This window comes from Burkholderia sp. BCC1996 (assembly GCF_905339955.1).
Classification (GTDB): domain Bacteria; phylum Pseudomonadota; class Gammaproteobacteria; order Burkholderiales; family Burkholderiaceae; genus Burkholderia.
The window spans coordinates 128897-141702 of the sequence record NZ_CAJPHM010000018.1; the positions used below are offsets into that span (position 1 = coordinate 128897).

Genomic DNA, 12806 nt, shown 5'->3' on the forward strand with positions numbered 1-12806 from the left:
TACGTGAGAGGGGAAAAAATGGAATGTCCGGTTACTTTAGAGTCGAACGATGGCCGCCACAAGCCCGGCTTTCCCTCGGCCCGTCAGGCCGGCTGCGCGTGCGCGATGTCGAGCGCGCGCTGCACGCCCGGGTCGGCCAGCACGTCGTCGAGCGTGTTGCGCACGCGTTCGAACATCAGGTCGAACTCGCCCGCGGTGAAGCTCAGCGCCGGCGCGAAACCGAGCACGCCGTCGCCGAACGCGCGAAACACCACGCCGTTCGCGTACGCGGCCGCCGCGACCTTGTCCGGCACGTTCAGCGCCGGGTCGAAGCGCGTCTTGTGCGCCTTGTCGGCTACCAGCTCGAGCGCGCCGAGCAGGCCGGCCGAACGCGCATCGCCGACGAGCGGATGCGCGCGCAGCGCATCGAGCCCCGCCGCGAAGCGCGGCGCCAGCGCCTGGCCGTTCGCGAGCAGCCCGCCTTCGTGATAGAGCTTCAGCACCTCGAGGCCGATCGCCGCGCTGACCGGATGCGCGGAATACGTATGCCCGTGACCGACCGCGGCCGACTCCGCGCGGCTGCCCGCGATGCCTTCGTAGATTTCGTCGGACATCAGCACCGCGCCCATCGGCGCGTAGCCGGCGGTCAGACCCTTCGCGACGGTCATCAGGTCCGGGTCGACCTGTTCGGTCTCGCACGCGAACAGCGGGCCCGTGCGGCCGAAGCCGGTGATCACCTCGTCGGCGACGAACAGGATGCCGAGGCGCCGGCACGCGTCGCGCATTGCCTTCAGCCAGCCGGCCGGCGGCACGATCACGCCGCCGGAACCCTGCACCGGTTCGCAGAAGAACGCGGCGACGTTGTCCGCGCCGAGTTCGGCGACTTTCGCTTCCAGCGCGGCGACCGACGCGGCGATCAGCGCCTGCGGATCGTCGCCGAGCGGATGGCGGTACGGGTAGGGCGACGGGATGTGGTGCTGGTCCGCGCGCGGCAGGTCGAAATGACGGTGGAACGCCGGCAGCGCGGTCAGGCCGGCGCCGATCGACGACGAGCCGTGATAGCCGCGCTCGAGCGCGATCATGTGCTTCTTCGACGGGCGCCCGGTCGCGTTGAAATAGTGCGTGATGAAGCGCACCGCGGAGTCGACCGCGTCCGAGCCGCCGAGCGTGAAGTACACGCGGTTCAGCGAAGGCGGCGCGAGCGCGGCGAGCCGCTCCGCCAGCTCGATCGCCGGTTGCGAGCCGAAATGGAAATAGCCGGTCGCATAGGGCAGCTTCGCCATCTGGTCGGCGGCGGCCTTCACGATGCTGTCGCGGCCGTAGCCGACGTTCACGCACCACAGGCCCGAGAACGCATCGAGCAGCGTATGGCCGTCGGCGTCGCGCAGGAACACGCCGCTCGCCGAGTCGAGCACGGTGACGCCGCGCGCCTCGTGCACGCGGTAATTGACGACGGGGTGGATCAGGTGTTGACGATCGGCTTCGATCAGCGCGGCTTGGTTCATGGCGGGGAGGGACTCTCGTCGGGTGTCAGCGTGAGTTCATGCTACCGGGCGAGAAATCCGCACGTGTCTTCAATTTGCGCCCTGAAACGTATGAAAACGGTGTTTGCACGGGGCGCTTCGGCATTTTCTGCTGCGCGCCCCGCCGGGCCGGGCGCGCGCGTCAGTAGCCGCGCGCGCGATCGACGACGCCGATCATCGGCTGGCCCGCGCGGTGGCGCGCGAGGTTCGCGAGCACGGCGTCGACCGCGGTATCGGGCCGCGTCGCGCTCGCGATGTGCGGCGTGATCCGGATACGCGCGTGCGTCCAGAACGGGTGGCCGGCCGGCAACGGCTCTGGGTCCGTCACGTCGAGGATCGCGTTGTCGAGCCGGCCGCTCGCGAGCGCCGCGAGCAACGCGGCCTCGTCGAGCTGCGGGCCGCGCCCGACCTGCACGAGCGACGCGCCGGCCGGCAGCGCGTCGAACACGCGCGCGCCGAGCAGCCCGCGCGTGCCGTCGGTGAGCGGGAGCAGGCAGATCAGGATGTCGGTGCGCGCGAGGAACGCGTCGAGTGCCGCGTCGCCCGCGTAGCAGTCGATGCCGTCGAGCGTGCGCGGCGTGCGGCTCCAGCCGGCGCACGGGAAGCCGAAGCGCCGCAGCGTGTCGAGCACGGCCTGGCCGAGCGTGCCGAGCCCGAGCACGCCGACGCGCCGCGACGCGGCCGCGCGCACCGGCCGCTCGCGCCACACCTGCGCGCGCTGCTGCGCCGCGTAGTCGAACAGGTCGCGGTGGATCGTCAGCACCGCCTGCGTCACGTACTCGACCATCCCTTCGACGATGCCCGGCTCGATCATCCGCACGACCGGGATGTGCGCGGGCACGCGCGACAGGTCGAACTGGTCGATGCCGGCGCCGACGGAGAACACGACCTCGAGATTCGGCAGCAGCGCGGCCGGATCGTCGGGCGGCTGCCAGGCGGCGAGATAGCGGACGGTCTCAGGATCGCCGAGGTCCGGCCAGATCCGGAACGGGAGGTCGGGCGCCTGTTGCGCGAAGCGCTGCGCCCATTGCGCGCCGCGCACCGGGTCGGCCTTGTAGAGAAAGCTCATCGCGCGTGCCGCTCAGCCGAGCGCCTGGTTCACGATCGCGAACGTGCGCAGCGCCGGGTCGCGCGCGGGCGCCGCGCCGCGCGCCATCGCGACGACCGTGTCGACGCGCGGCAGCCCGAGCCCCTGCAGCCAGTCCGACAGCCCGCTGTCGCCCGGCACGTCGAGCCGCACGAACATCCCTTCGTGCAGCGCGAGCCAGTGGCTGATCAGCGCCTGCGCGCGCAGCGCGTCGGGCGCGACCACCGGGCCGATCACATGGCCGCGGCCGAAGCGGCGGAACAGCGCGAAGCCGAGCAGTTCGCCGTCGCGATCGAGCGCGATCCCGTTCGCGACGCCGAGCAGCGCATCGATCACCGCGTCGCGCGGATAACCGGCCGCGCGCGAGGCGAGCGCCGCGAGGCGCGGGCCGTCGTTGGTGCCGAGCGGGCGCAGGCGCTCGCCCGGCGGCAGCGAGATCAGCGGCGGCTGGAACGCGGCGCCCTGGTGCTGGTCGATCGTGCCGATCGCCTCGAAGCCGAATTTCACGTAGAGCGGTTCGCCGGACGGCGTCGCATGCAGGAAGATCGTGCGCGCGCCGAGGCTGTCGACGACGCGCGCGAGCAGTTCGCGGCCGATGCCGCGGCTCTGGCGCTCGGGCGACACGATCACCATGCCGAGCGATGCGTGCGCGTCGCCGAAGCGCCAGCCGAGCGCGGTGCCGACGATGCCGCCTTCGTCTTCGGCGACGAAGCCGTGGCCGAGCTGGAGCGCGAAGCGCCAGTCGTCGAGACGGTGCGGCCACTTGACCGCTTCCGACAGACGATGCGCGGCGGGCAGGTCGGTGTCGGTGAACGGACGATAGATGAGCGTGCTGGAAGGGTTGAGATCGGACACGCCGGACTCCGGATGGGTAGGAATGACATATCGACTCTGCCAGCGACACCGCGGCGCGGATAGGACGATTCGCCTGTTTTCCGGCGACGGCGGGCGGCCGGGCGAGATCGACGCAAACCGGCGCGATCGGCGCGCGCGAACGCGCGCTTCATGCCGGCGCGGCACGCCAATCCGACAGCTTCTGCTGTGGGAATGACACTACGATGGAACTGCAGCGGCGCCGCCCGGGCGAGCCGCGCCGGGGCCGCCGGGTAGTTGGCGCGCCGCGGTTGCGCGAAGCATGCCGGGCGGCCCGCGGCGCCGCGCGCGGCCGTGCCGCAGATCGTGCTGCCCGCGGCCTGCAACACGCGGCGAATCTGCGTTTCGACCGGCGTCGAACGATGCGCGACGGATTTTTTGCCCTGATTCAATTGCATTGAACCCAGCCCGTCCCCGGCCCTGCCGGGGTTTCATACCGACAGGACCTCACCATGATCCAATTTGAACCGAAGTTCATCACGTTCGACTGCTACGGCACGCTGACCCGCTTCCAGATGGCGGACCTGGCGCGCGAGATCTACGCGGACCGGCTGTCGCCGGTCGCGATGGAGGATTTCGTGCGCGCGTTCGCCGCCTATCGGCTCGACGAGGTGCTCGGGGCGTGGAAGCCGTACCGCGACGTCGTCGTCAACGCGATCCGGCGCACCTGCGCGCGCATCGGCACGCCGTTCGACGAAGCCGAGGCCGAGCGCTTCTATCATGCGGTGCCGACGTGGGGCCCGCATCCGGACGTGCCGGCCGGCCTGTCGCGGCTCGCGCAGAAGTACAAGCTCGTGATCCTGTCGAACGCCATGGACGAGCAGATCATGAGCAACGTCGACAAGCTCGGCGCGCCGTTCCATGCGGTGTTCACCGCGCAGCAGGCGCAGTCGTACAAGCCGCGCATGCAGGGCTTCGAATACATGTTCGGCAAGCTCGGCTGCAAGCCCGAGGACGTGCTGCACGTGTCGTCGAGCCTGCGCTACGACCTGATGACGGCCGAGGATCTCGGCATCAAGCACAAGGCGTTCGTCAATCGCGGGCATGAGCCGGGCACGCCGTTCTACAACTATTACGAGGTGTCGGACATCGGTCACCTCGCGACGCAGCTCGGGCTGTAAGCGTCGCCGCGCCGGCGGGCGGCGGCGTGCGCTGCGTGCGCGGCCGTGCCGGCATGCCCGTCGAGATCGGCCATGAGGGGGCGCGACGGCCTTGCCCCTTCACGCGTCCGCTCACCGCACGAACCGAGGGTAATTACCGATACGGCGCCATTCAAGGCGGGGCCGTCCGAGCCGATATATGTACCGAACGGTTAATATCGCGAGGCCCCCCGCATGAAGTTGTCCACGAAACTGCTGATGCTCGTCGTCGCGGCGCTGCTCGGCGTTGCATTGCTCGCCGCGATGTCGCTGCACACGCTGCGCGACGCGCTGATCGACAGCCGTCGTGACGAGATCGTCATTCTGCTGACCAAAGCCGAGCATCTGGTCGACTCGTATCGCGCGATGCAGGCGAGCGGAACGCTCACCCGGGAGCAGGCCCAGCAGCAGGCCAAGGCCGCGTTGTCCGCGCTCAATGCGAATTCGAAGAGCTACTACTGGGTGACGACGTCCGACGGCGTCAACCTCGTGCATCCGAACGCGAAGTTCATCGGCACCCGCGCGAAGGGCAACCGCACGACCAGCGGCCTGACCGACAGCGAGGCGTACCGCGCCGGAATGGCCCAGGCGCATTTCGCGCTCGTCGACGTGCTGATCAAGCGCAGTCCGGACGCGGACGTGGAGCCGAAACTCCAGGGCGTGGTCGCCGTTCCGGACTGGGACTGGTGGATCGGCACCGGATTCTTCTACGACGACATCAACGCGGCGTTTGCGCGGCTCGCGCAGGTGCTCGGCGCCATCACGCTCGTCATCGCCGCGGCGCTCGCGGCGATCGCGTGGAGTGTGTTGCGCAGCGTCCGGCGCACGCTGGGCGGCGAGCCCGCGCAGGCGGCCGGGATCGCGGCCCGCATCGCCGCCGGCGAACTGGACGTGCAGTTCGATACGGCGCACGCCGCGCCGGGCAGCCTGCTCGTCGCGCTCGGCGACATGAAGGCGCGACTCACCGAAACCATCGCCGACATCCAGACTACGACCCGCTCGATTGCCGTCGGCACCGGCGAGATCGCGCAAGGCAACCTGGACCTGTCCCAGCGCACGGAGGAACAGGCCGCGTCGCTGCAGCAAACGGCCGCCAGCATGGAACAGATCACGTCGACGGTCAAACAGAATGCCGACAATGCGCGTCAGGCAAATGCGCTCGTGACCCACGCGAAGGAGGCGACCGAACTCGGCGGCGCGGCCGTGCGGGAAGTCGTCGAAACGATGCGGCAGATTTCGGACGGATCGGTGCGGATCGCCGACATTACCGTCGTGATCGAGAGCATCGCGTTCCAGACCAACATTCTCGCGCTCAATGCCGCGGTCGAAGCCGCGCGGGCCGGTGAAGAAGGGCGCGGGTTCGCGGTCGTGGCCGCGGAGGTCCGCTCGCTCGCGCAACGCAGCGCGGCGGCCGCGAAAGACATCAAGGGATTGATCGAGGCGTCGGTCGAGCGGGTCGGCAGCGGCAGCCGGCTCGTCGAGACGGCGGGCGCGCGCATGACGGAGATCGTCCGGTCGATCGACCGGGTCGCCGACATCATGGGCGAGATTACCGCGGCATCCGCCGAGCAAAGCACCGGCATCGAACAGATCGGCCTGGCGGTCGCGCAGATGGATGAAGTGACCCAGCAGAATGCCGCGCTGGTGGAGCAGGCCGCCGCGGCCGCGTCCTCGCTGGATGAACAGGCGGCACGGTTGAGGGCCGCCGTATCGGTGTTCAGGCTGACGGCTTGATTGCTCGACTGTCTGACTGTCTGACTGTCTGACTGCGTGACTGCGTGACTGCGTGACTGCGTGACTGCGTGACTGCGTGACCGCCCGACTGCCCGACTGCCTGATTGCTCGACGTCTGACTGCCTGACCGCCTGACCGCCCGACTGCTGGCCGCCGCGTGCGCACCCGCCGGCAACGCCATCACCTCGTTTTCCTGACGCCACGCCGGCAAGTGTTCGGCGTGGTGCTCACCAACCTGCCGGCGCCGACCGCGTCGCAGCGGGGAGTCGCGGCTTGACGGCCCGTCACGGGTTCGCGCCCGGCGTCGGATCATCCGGCCGCATCCCTGTTGTCCGCCCGTCGTCCGGCAAAGCCGCTTCGACGTCGCGGAAATCTCCTGACCTTTCATGCGCCGGGCGTCCTCGCGGCCGGCGCCCGCCGTCCGGTGCGCGCGCGACGTTCCGGTCGCACCGGGCGCCGCGGGCCGCGAGCGCGCATTCCACACAAACATGCGGTTTGCGTGCGTCGAACGCGTTTCGGATGCCGCGCGGCCAATTTTGTCGGCGCAATCTGCCGCGCGTATCACTTTACGATTTCCTTCGTCGCGCCCGTATCGCGCAGTGGTCGCGACGCGGCATCGAGCCGACGGCGGTACGCGTGGTCACGCAGCAAATCATGCTGCGCGGGCGGTCCAAAACGGTCGAATCGTATCGTGCAGCCGCCCCGAATCGCGATAACCCGCATTTTGGCGATGCTTAAATGAACTCAATGCGCACGACGTCGCGCCCGCGACCAGCACACGGGCACGACGGGATTCTCGAACCACGCTGGACCCCAGGACCCACTTTCCACAGTCAGGAGCAGTTCGGATGAGCGACGATATCGACAACGGCAGCAAGGGCGGCTTCACGCGCCGCGACATGATGCGGGTCATGGCGGCGAGCGGCATGATGGCCGCCGGCGCCGGCGGGCTGCTGATGCAACCCGGGACTGCCTTTGCGGCACCCGCGCCCAAGCGCGGCGGCAAGATTCGGGTTGCGAACGAATCGGGCTCGACGGCCGATACGCTCGACCCGGCCAAGGGTTCGACGGGCGCCGACTACATTCGTTTCTTCATGTTCTACAGCGGCCTCACGCAGCTCGATGCGAGCCTGACGCCGCAGATGAATCTCGCCCAGTCGTTGCAGACGACCGACGCGAAGACGTGGATCATCAAGCTGCGCAAGGGCGTCACGTTCCACGACGGGAAACCGGTCACGCCGGCCGACGTGGTGTACTCGCTGATGCGCCACAAGAACGCGGCCACCGCGTCGAAGGTCAAGCCGCTCGCCGATCAGTTCGCCGACGCGAAGGCGAGCGGCCCGGACGAGGTCACGCTCGTGCTCGCGAGCGCGAATGCCGATCTGCCGGTGATCCTCGCGACGCCGCAACTCGTGATCGTCAAGGACGGCACGACCGATTTCAGCACCGGCATCGGTTGCGGCCCGTACAAGCTGAAGTCGTTCAAGCCGGGCGTGTCGACCGTCGGCGTGCGCAACGACAGCTACTTCAAGCCGGGGATGCCGTACCTCGACGAGATCGAGCTGATCGGCATCAGCGACAGCGCCGCGCGCCTGAACGCGCTGCTGTCGGGCGACGTGCACCTGATCAACGCGATCGATCCGCGCTCGACGCAGCGGGTCGCGTCGACGCCGGGCTATGCGCTGCAGGAAACCAAGTCGGGGCTCTATACCGACCTGATCATGCGCAGCGACAACCCGATCGTCGCGAACCCCGATTTCGTCGAAGGGATGAAGTACCTTTTCAATCGCGAGCAGATCCGCTCGGCGGTGTTCCGCGGCTACGCGGTGATCGGCAACGACCAGCCGATCCCGCCGGGGCATCGCTACTTCAACGCGTCGCTGCCGCAGCGGCCGTACGATCCGGACAAGGCGAAGTTCCTGTTCCAGAAGGCGGGCGCGCTGGGCGCCGCGCTGCCGCCGATCTATGCGACCTCCGACGCGAACGGGTCGATCGAGATGGCCGTGCTGCTGCAGCAGGCCGGCCAGAAGATCGGGCTGAACCTGCAGGTGAACCGCGTGTCGGCGGACGGCTACTGGTCGAATCACTGGATGAAGCATCCGCTCGGCTTCGGCAACATCAACCCGCGTTCGAGCGCCGACGTGCTGTTCACGCAGTTCTTCAAGTCGGACGCGCCGTGGAACGAGTCGGGCTGGAAGAACCCGAAGTTCGACCAGCTGCTGCTCGCCGCGCGCTCGGAAACCGACGACGCGAAGCGCAAGCAGATGTACGGCGACATGCAGGTGCTCGTCGCGCAGCAGTGCAGGGTCGGCATCCCGGCCTTCATCAGCTTCCTCGACGGCTACGACAAGCGGATCGCGGGCCTCGGCTCGATCCCGACCGGCGGGATGATGGGCTTCATGTTCGCCGAGCACGTGTGGTGGAACGCCTGACGCCGGCGCGTGCCGCCGCCGTGCGGCCGGTGCGGATTGCCGCGCCGGCCGCACGCGGCCTTTACGGGAGTGAAGTTTCATGAATCGAATCCTGCTTGGACTGATCGGCCGGCGCATCGCGGTCACCGCGCTGACGCTGCTGATCGTGTCCGCGATCATCTTCACGATCACGAACCTGCTGCCGGGCGATGCCGCGCAGGCCGCGCTCGGCCAGTCGGCGACGCCCGAGACGGTCGCCGCGCTGCGCCAGCAGTTCGGCCTCGACATGCCGGCCCACGTGCGCTACCTGAACTGGCTCACCGGGCTGCTGCACGGCGATTTCGGCCGTTCGCTGTCCGGCGACATGCCGGTGTCGGCGATGATCGGCGGGCGCCTGCCGAAGTCGCTCGCGCTCGCGGCGATCACGACCGCCGTGTCGGTGCCGATCGCGCTGCTGCTCGGCATCCTCGCGGCGGTCAAGCGCGAGTCGGTGGTCGACCGCGTGATCAGCCTCGGCACGCTGGCGCTCGTCGCGACGCCTGAGTTCCTGATCGCGACCGTCGCCGTGCTCGTGCTCGCCGTGAAGTTGCACTGGCTGTCCGCGCTGTCGTACAGCGGCCCGATCGAGAGCCTGCACGATTTCCTGCGCGCGTACGCGATGCCGGTGCTGACGCTGTGCGCGGTCGTGATCGCACAGATGGCGCGGATGACGCGCGCCGCGGTGATCGAGCAGTTGAGCGCGTCGTATGTCGAGATGGCCGTGCTCAAGGGCGCGAGCCCCGCGCGCGTCGTGCTGCGCCATGCGCTGCCGAACGCGATCGGGCCGATCGCCAATGCGATCGCGCTGAGCCTGTCGTACCTGCTCGGCGGCGTGATCGTCGTCGAGACGATCTTCAACTATCCGGGCCTTGCGAGCCTGATGGTCGATGCGGTCGGCAATCGCGATTTCCCGCTGGTCCAGGCCTGCACGCTGATCTTCTGCGTCGCCTACCTGACGCTCGTGCTGTTCGCCGACCTCTGCTCGATCGTGTCGAACCCGAGACTGCGGACCTGAGCGTCCCGCCCACCTTCCGAGATGCCGATCATGCACCCGACCGAACCCGTTCAACGCAGCAGCGCGCTGCCGCCGTCAGGCGAACCGCGCTCGCCGTCGGGAGGCGCGACGCCGCCCGCCGCGCCGTCCCCCGACCAGCCGCGCAAGCGCCGCGCCGCGCGCATCAGACTGACGACCGGCGGCCGCATCGGCCTGTCGATGGTCGGCCTGATGCTGTTCATCGCGGTGTTCGCGCCGCTGCTCGCGCCGCACGACGTCGGCGCGATCGTCACGCCGGACGTGTTCGCGCCGTTCAGCGCGAAGCTGCCGTTCGGCGCCGACTTCCTCGGCCGCGACATGCTGAGCCGGATCCTGTACGGCACCCGGCTGACCGTGCTGCTCGCGCTCGCGGCCGTGCTGCTCGCCGCGCTGACCGGCACGACGCTCGGGCTGCTCGCGACCGTGTCGGGCCGCGCGGTCGACGAGACGATGAGCCGGCTGCTCGACGCGCTCACGTCGATTCCGTCGAAGATGTTCGCGCTGATGTTCGTCGCGGCCTTCGGCTCGTCGCTGCCGCTGCTGGTCCTCACCGCCGCGGTCAGCTACATGCCGGGCTCGTACCGGATCGCCCGCGCGCTGGCGGTCAACATCAGCACGCTCGAATTCGTGCAGGTGGCGCGGGCGCGCGGCGAGAGCGCGCTGTACATCGCCTGTGTCGAGATGCTGCCGAACATGATCCATCCGATGCTCGCCGATACCGGGCTGCGCTTCACGTTCGTCGTGCTGCTGCTGAGCGGCCTGAGCTTTCTCGGGCTCGGCGTGCAGCCGCCGTACGCGGACCTCGGCTCGCTCGTGCGCGAGAACATCGCGAGCCTCGGCGACGGCTCGGCCGTCGCGATCATGCCCGCGGTCGCGATCGCGATCCTGACGGTGGGCGTCAACCTGTTGATCGACGGCCTGCCGCATCGCGGCCGCCGCAAGGGCGCGGCCGCGGCCGCGGGAGAACACTGATGCGAGATGAATCGACTCCGCTCGTCGAGGTGCGCGGGCTGCGCGTGGTCGGCGGCCGGCCGGGCGGCGAGGAAACGACGATCGTCCACGGCGTCGACTTCGAGATCGGGCGCGGCGAGGTGCTCGCGCTGATCGGCGAATCGGGCTCCGGCAAGACGACGATCGCGCTGTCGCTGATGGGCCATGCGCGCACCGGCTGCCGGATCGCCGGCGGCTCGGTGAAGATCGGCGGCACGGACGTCTGCACGCTGTCCGCGCAAGGCCTGACCGCGCTGCGCGGTCGCAAGGTCGCGTACATCGCACAGAGCGCGGCCGCCGCGTTCAACCCGTCGCGCACGATTCTCGACCAGGTGATCGAGAGTGCGCTGATCCACAAGACGATGACGAAGCGCGACGCGCAGGCGAAGGCGGTCGAGCTGTTCCGCGCGCTCGCGCTGCCGGAGCCCGAGACGATCGGCAAGCGTTATCCGCACCAGGTGTCGGGCGGCCAGCTGCAGCGGCTGATGGCCGCGATGGCGCTGATCACCGATCCGGAGCTCGTGATCCTCGACGAGCCGACCACCGCGCTCGACGTGACCACGCAGATCGACGTGCTGCAGGCGTTCAAGAGCGTGATCCGGCGCTACGGGATGAGCGCGGTGTACGTGTCGCACGATCTGGCGGTGGTCGCGCAGATGGCCGACCGGATCGTCGTGCTGAGCGACGGCGTGATCCGCGAAGCCGGCGCGACCGGGCAGATCCTGCATGCGCCGGCGCACCCGTACACGCAGAGCCTGATCGCGGCCGTCACGCCGAACGATGCGCAACGCGACGAGAAACCGGCGCCGGCCGAACCGGCGCCGCTGCTCGACGTGCGCGGTGCGGTCGCCGGTTACGGCGGCCGGACGGCAAAGGGCTGGCCCGCGAAGCTGATCCTGCACGAAGTCGACCTGCGCATCGGGCGCGGGCAGACGGTCGGCGTGATCGGCGAATCGGGCTCGGGCAAGACGACGCTCGCCAAGGTGATCGCGGGCCTGGTCCCGGCGGCGGCCGGGAAGATCCTGCTCGACGGCGAGCCGCTCGCGCTCGATATCGCCAAGCGCACGAAGGAACAGCACCGCCGCGTGCAGATCGTGTTCCAGAACGCCGATACCGCGCTCAACCCGGTGCATACCGTCGAGCGCACGCTCGCGCGGCCGCTCGCGTTCTACCACGGGATCAAGGGCGCGCGGGCGCGGCAGCGCGTCGCCGAGCTGCTCGAACTCGTGCGGTTGCCGCCCGCGGTGGCCTCGCGGCGTACCGGCGAGCTGTCCGGCGGGCAGAAGCAGCGCGTGAACCTCGCACGCGCGCTCGCGGCCGAGCCCGACCTGATCCTGTGCGACGAAGTCACGTCGGCGCTCGATACGGTCGTCGGCGCCGCGATCATGGATCTGCTGCGCGACCTGCAGGGGAAGCTCGGCGTGTCGTACGTGTTCATCACGCACGACATCGCGAAGGTGCGCGCGATCAGCGACGACATCGTCGTGCTGTACGCGGGCCGCCGTGTCGAAACCGGTAGCCGCGACGCGCTGTGCGCGCCGCCTTATCACCCGTATTCGCATCTGCTGGTGTCGTCCGCGCCGGAGCTGCGGGCGGGCTGGCTCGACGATGCGGCCGAGCGTTGCCACCGGCCGCTGGTGCCGATCGGCGAGCGCGAGAACGACGCCGAGCTGTGTCCGTTTCTGTCGCGCTGCGCGATGCGCGTGGACGGCGTCTGCAACCGGACGGCACCGGCGCTGCGCACGCTCGGCAACGGCGCGCAGGTGCTGTGCCATCGCAGCGAGGAAGACCTCGCGCGCTTCCAGGCGGAGCCGGCGCCGGTGGGTGCCGCGCCCGAGCAGCCGGTGCAGCTGTAGCGCGCGACACGCCGGAAGTTCACCGCGCGCGACGTGGCAAGTGAAGCGGCGAACGGCGCACCGCATAGTCTGCTGCGGCGGTCGCGCAAAACGGCGCTTTGTGCGCGTGCCGCGCGCGAATACGCGGCAACTGCGGTTTTTG

The 12806-nt window shown here is 69.3% G+C and carries 9 protein-coding genes; 6 read left to right on the forward strand and 3 right to left on the reverse strand.

The features are described from left to right. Window positions 1-83: 83 nt before the first annotated feature. The 3 genes from U4Z64_RS25090 to U4Z64_RS25100 all read right to left on the reverse strand — a co-directional run bounded on the left by U4Z64_RS25090 (window position 84) and on the right by U4Z64_RS25100 (window position 3444). Window positions 84-1484: an aspartate aminotransferase family protein gene (locus tag U4Z64_RS25090; protein ID WP_321821395.1), complete on the reverse strand. Its 1401-nt coding sequence runs from the start codon at window positions 1482-1484 to the stop codon at window positions 84-86. Window positions 1485-1644: 160 nt separating this feature from the next. Further along, window positions 1645-2571 (reverse strand): glyoxylate/hydroxypyruvate reductase A, encoded by a 927-nt coding sequence (locus U4Z64_RS25095; protein ID WP_321821396.1) that lies wholly within the window; start codon window positions 2569-2571, stop codon window positions 1645-1647. A gap of 12 nt (window positions 2572-2583) precedes the next feature. Further along, window positions 2584-3444, reverse strand: coding sequence for a GNAT family N-acetyltransferase (locus U4Z64_RS25100; protein WP_044844273.1), 861 nt, complete (start codon window positions 3442-3444; stop codon window positions 2584-2586). Window positions 3445-3914: 470 nt separating this feature from the next. Here U4Z64_RS25100 and U4Z64_RS25105 point away from each other — a divergent pair, with 470 nt between their 5' ends. The 6 genes from U4Z64_RS25105 to U4Z64_RS25130 all read left to right on the forward strand — a co-directional run bounded on the left by U4Z64_RS25105 (window position 3915) and on the right by U4Z64_RS25130 (window position 12664). Beyond that, on the forward strand, window positions 3915-4583 hold the full coding sequence (locus U4Z64_RS25105) for a haloacid dehalogenase type II (RefSeq protein WP_044844272.1): 669 nt from the start codon (window positions 3915-3917) through the stop codon (window positions 4581-4583). A gap of 213 nt (window positions 4584-4796) precedes the next feature. Further along, window positions 4797-6335, forward strand: a complete 1539-nt coding sequence (locus U4Z64_RS25110) for a methyl-accepting chemotaxis protein (RefSeq protein WP_321821397.1) — start codon at window positions 4797-4799, stop codon at window positions 6333-6335. An 848-nt stretch (window positions 6336-7183) separates the two neighbouring features. Next, a complete protein-coding gene (locus U4Z64_RS25115) occupies window positions 7184-8767 on the forward strand; it encodes an ABC transporter substrate-binding protein (protein WP_044844270.1) in 1584 nt (527 codons plus the stop codon). 79 nt (window positions 8768-8846) lie between these two features. Beyond that, window positions 8847-9800 carry an ABC transporter permease gene (locus U4Z64_RS25120; RefSeq protein ID WP_044844269.1) on the forward strand — a complete coding sequence of 318 codons (954 nt, stop codon included), beginning with the start codon at window positions 8847-8849 and terminating at the stop codon, window positions 9798-9800. A 30-nt stretch (window positions 9801-9830) separates the two neighbouring features. Further along, on the forward strand, window positions 9831-10790 hold the full coding sequence (locus U4Z64_RS25125) for an ABC transporter permease (protein ID WP_321821398.1): 960 nt from the start codon (window positions 9831-9833) through the stop codon (window positions 10788-10790). After that, on the forward strand, window positions 10790-12664 hold the full coding sequence (locus tag U4Z64_RS25130) for an ABC transporter ATP-binding protein (protein WP_321821399.1): 1875 nt from the start codon (window positions 10790-10792) through the stop codon (window positions 12662-12664). Before U4Z64_RS25125 ends, U4Z64_RS25130 begins: the two co-directional genes overlap by 1 nt. The last annotated feature ends 142 nt before the right edge of the window (window positions 12665-12806 follow it).